The 15,247-nt window shown below is 37.6% G+C and carries 17 protein-coding genes; 10 read left to right on the forward strand and 7 right to left on the reverse strand.

The window, feature by feature from the left end:
• Position 1: 1 nt before the first annotated feature.
• From NX902_RS22365 to NX902_RS22375, 3 genes are read right to left on the reverse strand one after another with little or no spacing between them, the layout of a single operon-like run.
• Positions 2 to 322 carry a YnfA family protein gene (locus NX902_RS22365; RefSeq protein WP_123258464.1) on the reverse strand — a complete coding sequence of 107 codons (321 nt, stop codon included), beginning with the start codon at positions 320 to 322 and terminating at the stop codon, positions 2 to 4.
• A 54-nt stretch (positions 323 to 376) separates the two neighbouring features.
• Positions 377 to 847 carry a CBO0543 family protein gene (locus NX902_RS22370; RefSeq protein ID WP_095332562.1) on the reverse strand — a complete coding sequence of 157 codons (471 nt, stop codon included), beginning with the start codon at positions 845 to 847 and terminating at the stop codon, positions 377 to 379.
• Between the two features lie 59 nt (positions 848 to 906).
• Positions 907 to 1,341 (reverse strand): CBO0543 family protein, encoded by a 435-nt coding sequence (locus tag NX902_RS22375; RefSeq protein WP_286167727.1) that lies wholly within the window; start codon positions 1,339 to 1,341, stop codon positions 907 to 909.
• 278 nt (positions 1,342 to 1,619) lie between these two features.
• Between NX902_RS22375 and NX902_RS22380 the strand changes: the two genes are divergently transcribed.
• From NX902_RS22380 to NX902_RS22405, 6 genes are all read left to right on the forward strand, one after another.
• Entirely contained in the window at positions 1,620 to 2,537 is a 918-nt protein-coding gene (locus tag NX902_RS22380; RefSeq protein ID WP_163186371.1) for an HD-GYP domain-containing protein, read from the forward strand.
• Between the two features lie 128 nt (positions 2,538 to 2,665).
• On the forward strand, positions 2,666 to 3,118 hold the full coding sequence (locus NX902_RS22385; protein WP_047942612.1) for a MarR family winged helix-turn-helix transcriptional regulator: 453 nt from the start codon (positions 2,666 to 2,668) through the stop codon (positions 3,116 to 3,118).
• Positions 3,115 to 3,765, forward strand: coding sequence for an HlyD family secretion protein (locus NX902_RS22390; RefSeq protein ID WP_163186374.1), 651 nt, complete (start codon positions 3,115 to 3,117; stop codon positions 3,763 to 3,765). Before NX902_RS22385 ends, NX902_RS22390 begins: the two co-directional genes overlap by 4 nt.
• A 9-nt stretch (positions 3,766 to 3,774) precedes the next feature.
• Entirely contained in the window at positions 3,775 to 5,649 is a 1,875-nt protein-coding gene (locus NX902_RS22395; RefSeq protein WP_123258465.1) for a DHA2 family efflux MFS transporter permease subunit, read from the forward strand.
• Positions 5,650 to 5,794: 145 nt separating this feature from the next.
• Positions 5,795 to 6,025 carry a hypothetical protein gene (locus NX902_RS22400; RefSeq protein WP_341161024.1) on the forward strand — a complete coding sequence of 77 codons (231 nt, stop codon included), beginning with the start codon at positions 5,795 to 5,797 and terminating at the stop codon, positions 6,023 to 6,025.
• Positions 6,026 to 6,076: 51 nt separating this feature from the next.
• Positions 6,077 to 6,394, forward strand: a complete 318-nt coding sequence (locus NX902_RS22405; RefSeq protein ID WP_341161025.1) for a hypothetical protein — start codon at positions 6,077 to 6,079, stop codon at positions 6,392 to 6,394.
• 104 nt (positions 6,395 to 6,498) lie between these two features.
• Here NX902_RS22405 and NX902_RS22410 read toward each other — a convergent pair whose 3' ends face one another.
• On the reverse strand, positions 6,499 to 7,491 hold the full coding sequence (locus NX902_RS22410; protein WP_095332552.1) for a Gfo/Idh/MocA family protein: 993 nt from the start codon (positions 7,489 to 7,491) through the stop codon (positions 6,499 to 6,501).
• Positions 7,492 to 7,569: 78 nt separating this feature from the next.
• Positions 7,570 to 8,478 carry a glycoside hydrolase domain-containing protein gene (locus tag NX902_RS22415; RefSeq protein WP_123258468.1) on the reverse strand — a complete coding sequence of 303 codons (909 nt, stop codon included), beginning with the start codon at positions 8,476 to 8,478 and terminating at the stop codon, positions 7,570 to 7,572.
• 386 nt (positions 8,479 to 8,864) lie between these two features.
• On the opposite strand from NX902_RS22415, the gene NX902_RS22420 reads away from it, so the two are divergent.
• From NX902_RS22420 to NX902_RS22435, 4 genes are all read left to right on the forward strand, one after another.
• Positions 8,865 to 10,295 carry an MDR family MFS transporter gene (locus NX902_RS22420; RefSeq protein ID WP_171510144.1) on the forward strand — a complete coding sequence of 477 codons (1,431 nt, stop codon included), beginning with the start codon at positions 8,865 to 8,867 and terminating at the stop codon, positions 10,293 to 10,295.
• A 263-nt stretch (positions 10,296 to 10,558) separates the two neighbouring features.
• On the forward strand, positions 10,559 to 11,437 hold the full coding sequence (locus tag NX902_RS22425; RefSeq protein WP_095332546.1) for an alpha/beta fold hydrolase: 879 nt from the start codon (positions 10,559 to 10,561) through the stop codon (positions 11,435 to 11,437).
• A 158-nt stretch (positions 11,438 to 11,595) separates the two neighbouring features.
• Complete coding sequence (locus NX902_RS22430) at positions 11,596 to 12,462, forward strand: TetR/AcrR family transcriptional regulator (RefSeq protein ID WP_095332544.1); 867 nt, start codon at positions 11,596 to 11,598, stop codon at positions 12,460 to 12,462.
• Between the two features lie 139 nt (positions 12,463 to 12,601).
• Positions 12,602 to 12,895, forward strand: a complete 294-nt coding sequence (locus NX902_RS22435) for a MazG-like family protein (RefSeq protein WP_095332542.1) — start codon at positions 12,602 to 12,604, stop codon at positions 12,893 to 12,895.
• A gap of 1,040 nt (positions 12,896 to 13,935) precedes the next feature.
• Here the strand turns inward: NX902_RS22435 and mgrA are convergent.
• Both mgrA and NX902_RS22445 read right to left on the reverse strand, forming a co-directional pair.
• Positions 13,936 to 14,928: an L-glyceraldehyde 3-phosphate reductase gene (mgrA, locus tag NX902_RS22440; protein WP_163186412.1), complete on the reverse strand. Its 993-nt coding sequence runs from the start codon at positions 14,926 to 14,928 to the stop codon at positions 13,936 to 13,938.
• 163 nt (positions 14,929 to 15,091) lie between these two features.
• Positions 15,092 to 15,247 (reverse strand): hypothetical protein, encoded by a 156-nt coding sequence (locus NX902_RS22445; RefSeq protein ID WP_163186387.1) that lies wholly within the window; start codon positions 15,245 to 15,247, stop codon positions 15,092 to 15,094.

Here is a 15,247-nt window from a genome sequence, read left to right on the forward strand (position 1 = left end):
ATTAATGACGCGGTGCAAAAACCATTATCATTACACCTATTAAACAAATTCCTGCCCCTATCCAGTCATATATATCTGGTGTTTTTCTATCTATGCCCCACCCCCATAATACGGAGAGAATAATAAAAATTCCTCCATATGCAGCATATACTCTACCAAAGGACATAAAAGATTGGAAGGTTGCAATAACACCATATAAAACGAGCGATATCCCGCCAAAAATCCCCCAATAATAGGGTTTTCCTTCGCGAAGCCATTGCCAAATAAGATAGCCTCCACCAATTTCGGCTATACCGGCGATGATAAATAGAAGAATTGTCATGTCAAACCACCTAAGATTTTAGTATTTCCTTTATTATACCAAATTGGAGGCAGTTTAATGGTCGCTTTCTCTCCTGCTTCTTTTCAATAATTTCACCGTAAATTGATGAAAGAGAAGGAGCGTGACATAAAGAACTGGATAAGTAAATATAGAATATGATTGCTTCCAACCATTTAAATAGAAGGTACCGCTCCAAATAAATATCGTTTCAAAGATCATGGCAAGGACGACCAAGACAAAAACATAAACTATCTTATTCCTGAGCCTCTTTTTATACGGAAAGCAATTGAGAAAAATAATATTGACCGCAGGGTAAATTCCCAGAATATAGATAAAGCTTTCCCAATCCGGTCCTTTTTCGAAGTAACCATAAATATTATATTTCAAACTAAGATAGATATCTGTTAATAACTGAATTAACATTGCAAATAGTGTTGTTGTCAACATTTCAATAGGAGTTAAACGTTTTGGTATGCTATAGGCTAGCGTATTAAATAAAAGCACAATAAGGATAAGAACGAGCATGGAATAGACTCCAATCTATACTAAAATGTTCTTTCTTATCCTTGCCGAAATCAGATAAATTACTCATCTTCTTGCCATTTCATAAATAGTTTTGTTACTAAATATCCACCAATATATAGGAGCAAATAAATCAAGAAGATATGAAAAAAGTTAACCCATTTATATGGTTCAAATAATCCAATGCTTGTTAACAATGGTTTAAAGCCAAAACCAAAAATGGCTGCTAAAATGACAGCATATAGATAGAAGTTCTTTCCGTGTTTTAATGTCCATTGAAATACTAGCATAACCGCGACTGGAATAATCGACCCATCTAACGAAAAGCTTGGTAAGAAAGGAAGCATCTGGTATGGATAGGCCCATAACCCAAAGCGAATACCAATTGCATCTGCATAGAAAAATAACATATGCACGGCGAATCCAAAGAAACCAATGATGAAAATCCGCTTGCGGTCAATGGTAAAATATAAGACGATCAGGGGAACAACTAACATAAGCAGCACCACCCAAAATTGCCATGAATCTATGCTTGAATACAAACTCCAATACTCTTGTGCCTCTTTTGTATATTTTTCTTGAATGGAAACTAATCGATCAAAAAAGGAACGTTGTTGGTCATCATCTGATCACCTCAGGAATTATTTTCATTTTTGTAGTATGAGCTTTTTTTTAGAAAATATTTCTCCCCTGCAAAGCTTATTAAATTAGAAGAATAGGGAATGCTTCCATTAATAGAGGTTGGTTCGATTAAGATTAGCACTGGAGGTCCGATATGCATCATCGAATTTGGAATAATCCTGCTTATTTTCGTTATTTATTCTTTATTCTCTTTATCATTAGTATCATTTTAAATCGCTATATTCTGCAAAACCATGATAATTACTTTATTTTATATATATTATGCTCTATTTTTCTGGGACTCGGCTTCTACAATAGCTCTCTTTGGAAAATTGTAATGTTGACGTTTCTAGTCGTTATTTGTAGATTTTTTTTCATTCCGGATCCACATACTTCGTCTATGCTTACTTTTATTACCTATTTATTAACCTACCTTCTTATCACATTCATATCCGTTGCCTTTATGTCCCGTGTGCAAAGAGTGATGGAAGATAATTTAGCTTTAACAAAAGTACTTTCAAACGCACTAGACTCCCGAGATTCCTATACGATGCACCATTCGAAAAACGTCGCAAAATACGCCATGCAAATCGCCAAAAAAATGAAGCTCCCTCATCATTTATGTGAGGTTATTCATATCGGGGGATTACTCCATGATATTGGAAAAATTGGCATCCCAGAATCTTTATTAACAAAACCTGGAAAGTTAACAGAAGAAGAATACGAATTAATAAAAACACATACAACAAAAGGGTATGAAATCATTAAACATGTGAAGCAATATAAAAACAGCGGAATATTAGATATTGTCTTATATCACCACGAGCGTTTTGACGGAAAAGGATATCCACGACAATTAAAAGAAGAAGAAATCCCCTTGCTTGCTCGTATCGTCGCAGTAGCAGACACGTTCGACGCGATGTCTTCTGGACGTGTCTATCGAAAAGAACTTCCTTTAGCGGAAATTCTCCACGAAATTAGGCTGAATAAAGGAAAGCAGTTTGACCCAAACGTAGTCGATGTCTTTCTCGCTCTTTTTGAAGAAGAAAACAAACCATTTACAGCTGATTAATAAATTAGTGATTTCCTTAACAAGATCTCACCAAATCCGTTGACTTCTTTAAAAAAATATGCGAAAATCCAATAGTTCGCATACGAACAGTTCTGATAAAAACTATTAGAAAGGGAGAAAAATTTCAGATGAACGGGTCGTTAAATAATGAATTAATCCGCTCCTATTCTCGCATTAATAAAGCCTATAACCACCTAGTGCACCTTGATGCGAAGAAACTGGATTTAACAGCCGTGCAGCTAAAGACACTGTACAGAATTTATTTCTGCCCTAATATCGGCATTGGAGAACTTGCAACAAAACTATCTTTAACCAAAAGCACCGTTAGTGGCGTTATCGATCGACTATCCCAACGACAATTAATTGAACGAACCATTCCTGAAAACAATCGTCGATCGGTCAACATCCAACTAACTGCAGAAGGTCAGCACGTCATGCAGCAATATTTCGCCGGAACTTCCATTCTAGCGGGCAAAGTGAGAGAAGTTATGCAGCTTCCAGAGGAAGACATAAACAAATTACTTGAGCTAAATGAAAAAATACTGACCATTTTAAATGAAATTGAGGAGGAACAACCATGAATAGTAAACGCATGATTTTATTAAATATTATCCTATTGATTGTGTTAGTTGGCGGAGGGTTTGCCGGCTATTACTTCTACGATCAATCTGTTTCCTATATCAAAACAGATAATGCACAAATTGCTGGACAACAAATCAGCATCGCATCACCAGCAACAGGGAAATTAACGGATTGGAAAGGCGAAGCAGGTACTTCTTTTAACAAAAACCAAAAAATCGGTACTGTAGAAGTTGTAACAGAATCAGGTACAAATAAAATGGATATTACCGTTCCAGAAGATAGTACCATTGTTCAATCTAGCGCTGTTCCAAATACATTTGTTGCTGCAGGAACTTCCCTTGCTAAAAGCTATGATTTAGAAAATCTATGGGTTACAGCAAATGTCGATGAAACAGATATTAACAAAGTAAAAGTTGGCCAAGAAGTTGATTTATATGTAGATGCCTTCCCAGAGACTGTTTTAACAGGGAAAGTAGACAGCTTGGGACTTGCAACAGCAGGAACATTCTCCCTTCTGCCAAGCAACAACAGCTCAGGAAACTATACAAAAGAAACACAAGTAGTTCCGGTAACAATCTCTATCGATAACTACGGCGGACTAAAGCTAATTCCAGGTATGAACGTTTCCGTAAGAATTCATAAGTAGGTGATGGATATGACCACTTACATCACAAGCTATATTATAGGAAGCATCCTCCTCCTGCTGATCATCAATCTTCTTTTACGAAAAAAGAAGACAGTAGCAGAACCAAACCGCGTTATGGAAGATGCCAAGAAGGAAAATGACACTGCGTCATCCCTTACAAAATCAGAGATGGTGAAACAAGAAGAGCCATCGAAGAAAGAAGATGGCGTAGCAGAAGCAATGGAAACAAATGAAGGAATATCCGATGAAGAGGAACGCCTTGCTAATGCGGTCGAATCTAACGAAATAGCGGATGAAGAGGAGCCAGCAGCTGTGGCCAAAGAATCAAAAACAGCAAAAGCGCCTTATAAACCACTTGAAATGGGCGAAGAAATCCACCGCGGCAAAGTGATTATTGCCCTCATGCTAGGTGCATTTGTCGCTATTCTGAACCAAACTTTACTAAATGTGGCCATTCCACATATCATGAACGATTTAAATGTATCAACAAGTACTGTCCAATGGCTGTCCACTGGATATATGCTGACAAATGGAGTGTTTATCCCAATCACCCCATTTTTAATCAATAAACTAGGAACACGGAAACTGCTGATTTCAGCAATCTCCGCGTTTACTATCGGATCCATTGTCTGTGCAACCTCTGTTGGATTTTCGATGCTCCTAATTGGGCGTATCATCCAAGCAGCAGGTGCCGGTTTACTAATGCCACTTTTAATGACCGTCTTTTTAATTATTTTTCCGCCCGAAAAACGCGGAACAGCAATGGGAATTATGGGCGTCGTTATGATTTTCGCCCCAGCCATTGGGCCAACTTTATCAGGCTGGTTAATCGGTCATTATTCTTGGAGAGTTTTATTCGAGCTTGTTATTCCAATTGGCATTCTCGATTTAATTATCGCTATTCTGTGGATGAAGGATGTAACGAAAGTATCCAATCCAGTCTTTGATACAATTGGCTTTATCACTTGTACAGTCGGCCTAGGCTCCTTACTTTATGGTTTCAGTGAAGCAGGAAATAACGGCTGGGATAGCAGAGTAGTTGTTCTTTCTCTTGTTATCGGAGTAATCTTCTTATGCCTCTTCGTCTGGAGAGAACTGACAACAGAAGCGCCAATGGTGGACTTACGTGTATTCAAATATAGTATCTTTACTTTAACAACATTAGTAAGCATGATTGTCAATATGGCAATGTTTGCGGCAATGCTGCTTTTACCAATCTATTTGCAGAATATCCGTGGCTTCACTGCCCTCGATTCAGGATTATTAATGTTGCCAGGTGCGATTGTGATGGGAATCATGTCACCAATTTCCGGTAAACTTTTTGACCGCTTCGGGGCAAGACCACTAGCGATCATCGGTTTAGTCATTACGGTTCTCACCACATGGGGCTTCACTCAATTAACGATGCAGACATCTTATTCTCATCTCATGATGCTTTATATTTTCCGGATGTTCGGGATGTCGTTTATTATGATGACGGTAATGACAGAGGGAATGAACCAGCTTCCATTAAGCTTAACAAGCCATGGGACTGCTGTCTCCAATACAGCAAGAACGGTTGCGGGAAGTATTGGTACTGCCTTCTTAATCACAGTTATGACTAATCGTACCGCTTTTCATTTAGATAACTATAACAACATTATCTCGTCTGCCAACCCATATATTGCAGAGAAATTAGCTCAGCTTGGTCAAGGCTTAGCTGGTCTCACAGGACTTCCGACTGGAGCAGGCCAAACCCTAGCGATTTCTACGATTTATGGAAAAGCAACTCAAGCATCTACAATCAGCGGAATTAATGACGCTTTTATTGTAGCTACAATTATTGCGAGTGTTGCATTAGTGCTATCGTTTTTTATCCGAAGAGCTACTGCAAGTTCGAAATAAAGTTAAAAATAGGAAAAATCCCGAAGCAGAAGATGGTGCTTCGGGATTTTATTTTTTGAAAAGAAAACTGGTTTATGAAAGAGTGTCGTAAGATAGAAAGTTAATTTTTTAGCAATATTGTCATTAATATGCTGAAATAAAGGAGATGATCAGCAAAAATAACCGGTTTTTCAGCCAAAGTAAGGGGCGAATCAGCCAAAGTACAGAGGGTATCAGCCAAACTGGGGATTTATCAGCCAAAGTACAGAGGGTATCAGCCAAACTTGGAAAATATCAGCCAAAGTACAGAGAGAATCAGCCAAACTTGGAAAATATCAGCCAAAGTTCAGAGAGAATCAGCCAAACTGGGGATTTATCAGCCAAAGCTCAGAGGTAATCAGCCAAACTTGGAAAATATCAGCCAAAGCTCAGAGGTAATCAGCCAAACTTGGAAAATATCAGCCAAAGCTCAGAGAGAATCAGCCAAACTGGGGATTTATCAGCCAAAGCTCAGAGAGAATCAGCCAAACTTGGAAAATATCAGCCAAAGTACAGAGGGTATCAGCCAAACTTGGAAAATATCAGCCAAAGTTCAGAGAGAATCAGCCAAACTGGGGATTTATCAGCCAAAGCTCAGAGAGAATCAGCCAAACTGGGGATTTATCAGCCAAAGCTCAGAGGTAATCAGCCAAACTTGGAAAATATCAGCCAAAGCTCAGAGGTAATCAGCCAAACTTGGAAAATATCAGCCAAAGCTCAGAGGTAATCAGCCAAACTTGGAAAATATCAGCCAAAGCTCAGAGGTAATCAGCCAAACTTGGAAAATATCAGCCAAAACAAAGTCAGCGCTGCCACACAAAAAAGCACCTCTCAACGAGATGCCTTTTCCCCATAATACCCTTTAATCAGCTGATCCATTACCCAGTTGGTTCTTGCTCCACTTACGCCTGTGCTTGGACTAGTGCCTTTTCCAGTTAACTCATCCACCATCAATTGAATCATATGCTGCTGAATATGACGCGGATTTTCGATTACCCACTCTTCCGTTCCTTCTGAGGTTGTTAACGTAATGGGACCATTCCCAAAGGTTGCAAAAGTCAGTTTCCCTTTGCTTCCGACAATTTCGTTTTCGTCCATATGGTCATAGGCGCCAAAACACCATGTCCCTGTTCCATGCACACCTGATTCAAATAGATAATTGCCGGTCACCATGTCTTCTGCTTCGTAGCTGCCATTTTGGTTGGTTGCGAATCCTTCTGCCTCCTTAATCGGTCCAAGCAGAAAATCCAGAATATCCAATGTATGGCTCGCTAAATCAAGGAATAGTCCACCGCCTGCAAGTTCTGGCTGCACTCTCCATGCTTGATCATCTTTTAAAGGTGGCTGGTATTGGATTGTTCGCACAAAGCGAATATCCCCAAGCACACCGCTGTCGACTATTTCTTTTATTTTTAGAAAACGAGGAAGTGCACGTCGATAATAGGCAACATATAAAGGCACATCTGCTTGTTTACATGCTTCAATCATCTCTAGGCACTCTTGATAATTTCTTGCCATTGGTTTTTCAACATACACTGGTTTCCCTGCTTTTGCGGCAAGAAGTGCATATTCTTTATGAAAAGCTGGTGGAGTAGCGACATAAATAGCATCGACATCTGGATCATTTATTAGCGCTTCTCCATCGTCATACCATTTGGAAACATGATGACGCTCCGCATAATCCTTAGCCAATTCACCATTGCGGCGCATAACTGCCACTAGCTTTGAGTTTTCAGCTAGTTGAAAGCCTGGTCCACTTTTTACTTCTGTCACATCTCCACAGCCAATAATTCCCCATCGAACTTCTTTTTCTATCTTTTTCATCTATTTTTTCACCTCACCTTTTTATTCGCTCTTCGCCTTTGAAAACCCTTCATTTTCCACAAAATATGTCTAGTCAATTCAGATTTTTATCGCTTGCCCAGGGTAAATAAGGTCCACATTTTTAATCTGTGGATTTTTTGCTTGGATGGATGAAAGGCTTGTTCCATAGATTTTGGCAATTTTCGTTAACGTTTCACCACTGGAGACGATGTGGACTGTTTCTTGCTGCGGGTTAATCCATGCCCCCGGTTTTCCTGCTATTTTCGTGACATTTATCATTCCTTGGGATGTGTTAAAAATCGAGTATGTTCCTGGCTTGACGATTCCCTTTTTATTTTGGCCAGCTTTAGCATCTGCTGCTGTTAGAAAGGCACCTGTTTCCTGCTGAACAGTGTACTTATTCGCCTGCATTTTGTCTGCTCCCCAGTGTCCAGGACTTTGCATAATCTGATTCCGGTCAATGTTGACGCCTTCTAGGATGATATTATTTTCATGTTGATACATATGAATAAAGGGAGCGACTTCTCCCCGTGACCATGCATAGGTCTGCCATAAGTAATCAACTTCCCCCTTCATGGCATGCATTACTCCATAGGAACCGTATACGCCTATTTTGTAGGATTTTAGTTCCTTTTTCACAGCCGCAGTGTAAGCTTGGATTTGTGCCATTTGCTTTCCTGTAACCTCACAATCAACTGCAAAGTAAATAGCGGTTCCTGCCGGCTGTCCAACTGCCTTTGCCCACTTTTCTGCGTCCTTCCCATCTACTGTTCCTTGCTTTTCTGTAAAATAGGAAATCTTATTAGCGCTTTTTTGAAAAATACTAATTAGCTTTATTCCTGCCTTCTGAATCACTTCAGCCTCTTTCTTATTAAAGGACTTCCAGCTATCCCCTAAATAGCGTGCGGCATAACGAAATCCTGCTCCATACAAGTCTTTTGCCATTTTCTCTGTTAATTTGGTAGCACAATCAAAGCCTATTGTCATTCTGACCCACTCCTTTTTCTTTTTATATAGAAAAAAAGCAAATAAATGGTCAGCACCTTTTCCATCTGTAAATGCATGTCGTCATGTAGTGAAACTATTATCTTGGAAAGAAAAACGGGAAAAAATTCTGCAATGAGCTATCTCTTTCATCCTATCTATATTGGCGAGAAAAGAAAGTTATTCTTTGTTGCTATTTAAGAATCATTAAAGAGTATGGATAAACGGCAACTGGAAGTCGTATCCGGTCCTAATTTTGCTCATCAAATAGTGGTGCCGGATCAAAAAAGTTATTGACATCCTTGTTATTCACTTTTATCATGATATTGTACTCGAGTTCAAAAAAATATACCTTAGTACAATTTTATAAAAAAAGGTGGATAAGAAGAATGACAAATATTAGAACACATCCAATTGACATTAATGGAAATCCATTTAGTAGAGCCGGATTTGTCATCGTTTTAATGATTGGTACTTTTTTAACTATCATAAACCAAACGTTATTGGTCACAGCTTTGCCAAAGATAATGGTTGACTTAGACATTAGTGCTATTAACGCACAATGGCTCATTACTGCATTTATGTTGATCAGTGGCATCATGATTCCCACTTCAGCATTTTTGTTAAATACAATAAATAATAGAACATTATATATGACAGCAATGGTAAGCTTTGTAATAGGCACAGTAATTTGTGCTCTCAGCCCTACATATAACATACTGTTATTAGGACGTATCATCCAGGCGGTTGGTTCAGGATTGATTATTCCTTTAATGCAGACATTAATGTTTTTAGTATATCCGGTTGAACGACGAGGAGAGGCTATGGGGTTAGTAGGAATTGTTATTGCATTTGCTCCCGCTATTGCTCCTACTTTATCTGGGTGGATTGTTGATTATTTTAATTGGCGATACTTATTTTATATTATTCTCCCAATTGCTGTGATTAACATGTTGCTGGCATGCTTCTATTTGAAAAACGTCATTAATTTAAATAAACCGAAGATTGATATCCTTTCTATTATACTTAGTAGCTTAGGTTTAGGTTCCCTTCTATATGGGATTAGCGTTGCAGGTAATATAGGGTGGCAAAATAAAATTACAGGGTTCTCTTGCATAGCTGGTCTCCTAATCATAATCTTATTTTCCCATCGACAATTTAAACTCACCCAACCTTTTTTGGAGTTACAAGTTTTTAAAAGTAGAACATTTACATTGTCTACAATGATCGTTTCTATTATTTTTATGACAATGATTGGATTTGAAATTCTTTTACCTATTTATACACAAACTATAAAGAGCTTCTCAGCACTTCAATCGGGGCTAATATTGCTTCCTGGTGCGATTGTACTGGGTATTATTTCTCCAATATCAGGGAAATTATTTGATAAGTATGGCGTTAAAAAAATATCAATAATGGGCATGTTCATTCTAGCGGCAGCAACTTTTCCATTCTTATACCTCTCTAACAATACAGCTACTTGGTGGATTGTTTGTCTTTATTCATTTAGAATGCTAGGTATGGGATTTGTCATGATGCCGTTAGCCACTGCGGGAATAAATGCGTTATCTAATGATTGGATAAGTCACGGTTCTGCAATAAATAATACTGTTCGACAAGTGTTTGCCTCACTAGGCTCCGCAGTCATGGTTGGAGTTATGTCGGCTACTGTGACCAAATATTCAAGCTATTACGAAGACTCTTCCTTTATTCCGTTGTTGAATGGTCTTAAGAATGCCTTTATATCCGGCTTAATTCTAATCGTCATCGCATTTATACTATGTTTTTTTATAAAGTCTCCATCGAATAAAGCTGAATAAACAGTATCTCTTCTATTAAGTCATCTGCCTTATGGGTACTCTTTTAAAAGGAGAAAGGATATCTGGAAATTCGATATAGCTTTGAAATTTAGAGATATTGGGGAATTATTTAAATCGACTTACAAAAGTTCCATCTATTAATCTATTTGTAACTTAAGAACTCTTAACAAACAGTGATCTAAAATCAGTCATAAATTATTTCTTAAAACTTAACTAAAACGATTGGTGAGTTTTAGTAAAAACAACTATGTGGAGGAATTCAAATGAATCATTTAAAGTCAGACGACCCAAAAAGTACATACATTCAATCTTACGATAACGTATTAAAAGCATTATGGCCAACACAATTTTCCTCTTATTTTGTAGAAACGTCTTATGGAAAGACCTATATAATTGAGAGTGGAGATAAGTTGTCTCCCCCACTACTCCTTTTGCATGGTGCTAAAATGAGTTCGACCATGTGGTATCCAAATGTGGCAGAATGGAGTAAGCATTATAGAGTCATTTGTATTGATATTTTAGGTGATACAAATAAAAGCATTGCAGAGAAACCATTCTCCAATCGATTAAGCTATGCCTCTTGGTTAAATGAAGTGCTAGACTCTTTGAAAATTGCTAAAACAAATATTGTAGGTTTATCCTATGGTGCTTTACATACGGTTAATTTCTTGACCTTTTTCCCTGATAAGGTGAATAAAGCTGTTATTATGAGCCCAGCTGCTACTTATATTCCTTTTCAGCCTGAATTCTATTCTTACGCTATCGGATTAGTTAGTAATGAAGCAGGAGTTAACAACTTTTTAAACTGGATTTTTGGCAACCGTTATACTGTTGACCCTCTAATAAAACAACAATTAATAGCTGGAATGAAGGACACTGTGTCTTCTCCACCAAAAGCAACTCAGGTGAAACAAGCATTCCCCTATGTATTTGAGGATGAGGAATTAGCTCAAATTCAGACTCAACTTCTTCTGTTACTTGGAGAAGAAGAAGTAATGTATGATCCTGTGGAAGCTTTTAATCGTGCCAAGAACTCCTCTCCTCATATTATGACAGAGATTATAAAAGGAGTTGGTCATTTGATGTCGATGGAGAAGCCAGAACAAATTAATAATCGCGTCTTAAATTTTTTTAATAAATAGAAAAAGATAAAAGCCCTTATTGATATTACATGAGGGGCTTTTATCTTTTCATCCTCTCTTAAAAATAAACAAAAGTTTATTTTTCTGTACTCAAGTCTATTTTTATGGTAGATTGGTATTATAATGATAACCATCATATTTTAAGGAGTTAAAATTGTATGAGTAAAAAAGAAAAAATCATTGAAGCAGCTAAACAATTATTTCGAACAAAAGGCTATCATGATACTGCAATCCAAGATATCTTGGAACAAGCAAAAGTTTCCAAAAGCACATTTTATAATTACTTCTCTACAAAATCACAATTGATTCTTTCTATTATTCAAAAAGTTGACGAAAAAGTTGACGAACAACAAGATACGTTATTGCTGGAAGGAAGTCCATATGATAAACAGCTATTTCATTCCCAGCTTCGAGTAAAGCACTCCATTTATGGGACGGAGAAAATCTCGGAATTGTATAATATCTCTTTGGGCGAAAATGATGAAGAATTACAAAGTTACATGCAAGAAAGACATTATAAAGAACTAAATTGGCTGTCAAAACGCTTAATAGACGTTTATGGAAAAGAGATCGAAAAAAGTGCAATGGATTTATCCACACATTTTATTGGAAGTTTAGGTTATCAGTTTAGATATTCCGATCAAATAAAGCTGAATATAAGTAGTTCTGATATTCTAGATTATAATATTTTACGTTTAGAAAATAACATTGAGATTACAAAACAAACGAATCAAGTTTTATTTCCGTATAAATCAGCTAATTCAGCCGACGATCAAGAATCAGCTATTAGGGAAATAAGAAAATTACTTGACAAGTGTATAAGTTGGGATGAATTATCACAAGAGCAAAAAGAATTAATAAGTTTTATTTTAGAAGAAACTCAAAGTTCTTATACAAGATGGGGTGTTTGTGAAGGTGCTATTCGTCAATTACAGACACTATCTTCCTCCACAGATTTATCTTATCAAAATATATTGAAAGAATTATTTGACATTATCCATACGCAAAAAGATATTTATCAATAATGTTAAATGTTATGTAACACACTTTTTTATATAAATCAGCAGTGTAGCTAATTGAAAAGCGCTATCCTACCTTAATAAATTGAAGGCTATCAATGGATTTAACTAACCTATATTTAAATAAGTGTAAGGAGAGAATACCATGAACAACTACTTAGAGAGAGTAAGGAAGCTGAGTAACTTGGAGCCAAAGACACTGGAGCAAATGGCATTAAAGTTATCAGAAGAAGCTGGGGAAGTGTCGCAGGCTGTGCTTTCTTATTCAAATGCAAGTGGAAGCGACTATAAACAGCTCAATAAAGAAGACATTAAGGAAGAATGTGTTGATACTCTCCTTGTTGCTTTATCATTATTTTATAAGCTTTCTAATCAAGAAGAAGAGCTGTATGACTTACTAGATAAAAAAATGAATAAATGGGAAAACAAAATAAGTTAAACAAAAAGCCTGCGCTATAGCGAGTCTGTTGAAATGAACAGATAATACCAGCTCGGAATAAAGGTTGGAGTGGTAATTACTTCTTTTGTCAAAATGCCTTTACAACGCAGCAAATAAATTTTTCAAAGAGCTTTGATTCTTAATACTGGACTAGTGAGTCTTTGATTAGAATAAGAAAATTCCTAACTATAGGATTTAAACGATAAAAATATAATAATAAAGGCCGTTTTCTTGTCATGTTATTCCAAATATATATTTTTTTCCTCTAATATTCAACGAAGTCTTATTTATGAGATAGAATGAATGCTATACAATCCAATACATATGGGAAAAAGCTAGATATGCCTGTGTTCCCAACATGTCGGTCTGCACTTTAAGCTATTGCAGCTGCTGACTCCTGAATAAAAATCACTCTTTCTTATCACACTAAGAGAAAAAAGGGTGATTTTTTTATGACTAATTTTCTGCTGACTAACTTGTTTTCGGCATTTCTCCTTCATCGCAACTTACAATGGCACCGTAAACTCGTCTTTCTTGCCATCCCATTGTTTTTTCTATTTATGCTTCTGCAAGGAGAGTATATTATTGCTCGTTTGAAAAAAAATACCTTTCATTTATAAATTAACGGGGAACATGGATAGCATCCTCTTCCCCCATTTTTATTTAGGTTTTCAGCAATGAAATAGGAAATATAGACAAACATAATGCCATAAACAAGTTGTTCTAATTGGTGTAAGTCGATAAAAAACGGTAATCGGCTTCCGCAACGTCTAATATCCCAAACTATTTAATGTATAGTGAGGATGTATGGAAATACATTCAAGCAACTATCTAGGATAAGCGCGAGGGCGGTGAATGGTACTCCCGCATTGACGCAGACGGCGAAGTTATTTCTTCCCTCCGCGATGAAAAGTATCAAACACAAGAAAATATCGTCGATTCCTGGAAATGTCCCTATCATCATGCAAGAATGTGTTTAGAAATGATCAAACGCTTAGCTAATTAAAGAGAAAACCACTGCTCCAGCAGTGGTTTTCTCTTTATCCTTTTAGCACCTTATCAATAGCAGCAAGCTCTTCCGCACTAAAACGAATATTATCCAGCGCCTTCACATTGTCTTCAATTTGGCTTACCTTGCTTGCGCCAATCAGTACACTTGTGACAATGCCATCACGCAAAATCCAGGCCACGGCCATTTCGGCAAGGGTTTGCCCTCGTTCTTTCGCAATATTGTTTAAAGCTCTGACTTTATCGATCGTCTGATCCACATTTTCTTTATGCAGCCATAGTCCCGTTTCCCGATTGGCACGAGAATCCTCAGGAATTCCATTTAAATAGCGGTCTGTCAATAATCCTTGAGCAAGTGGACTGAAGGCAATCGCTCCAAGCTGTTTTTCCACTAAAACATCCTTCAATCCATCCTCGATCCAGCGATTAAACATGCTGTAAGAAGGCTGATGAATAATGAATGGCGTTTTTTTCTCTTCAAAAATCCGCGCGATTTCTCTTGTTTGCTCCGATGAATAGTTGGAAACACCAACATATAACGCTTTACCTTGACGGACCAATAAGTCCAAAGCCTCGGCCGTCTCCTCTAATGGCGTTTCCTCATCTGGACGATGGTGATAATAAATATCCACATAATCAAGCCCCATCCGCTTTAAGCTTTGATCAAGACTAGCCACTAAATATTTCTTCGAGCCACCATCACCATACGGCCCAGCCCACATCCCATATCCTGCTTTTGTGGAGATAATCAGCTCATCCCGATACGACTGTAAATCCTTTTCTAAGATTCTTGCAAAATTCTCCTCCGCACTACCAGCAGGCGGCCCATAGTTATTCGCCAAGTCAAAATGCGTAATCCCCAAATCAAACGCTCTTCTTACAAGAGCACGACTATTTTCAAATAAATCGACACCCCCAAAATTATGCCACAGCCCCAGTGATAGCGCCGATAATTTCAATCCACTCTTCCCCACACGATTGTAGATCATCTTTTCATACCTATTATCATTTGCCATATACATAATTCGTCCCTCTTCTCTCATTATTTTAACTACTATTTTTTGAAAAAAAATAATATTGTGGACTAGCAATATATTGAATCTTAATCGTTGTTTAATGGTCAGCGGCTACTTCGGCGATACTATGTCAGTTAGTTTGAGAGCTACGAAAGTTTGTTTGCGCGATTCACTAGATTACTTGTGGGTTTTGTCCGTTTATTTGCAGTTCTTGCGAGTTTCCTTGCGGCTCTCCACACTTTACTTGCTCCTTCCGCATACTTACTTGCGACTTCGCACACTTTGCTTGCGCCTTCCTCACACTTACTTGCGACTCCGCACTTTCCAT

Origin of the sequence: Niallia sp. FSL W8-0954, from assembly GCF_038005605.1 — a bacterium.
Taxonomy (GTDB): Bacteria; Bacillota; Bacilli; order Bacillales; family Cytobacillaceae; genus Niallia; species Niallia circulans_A.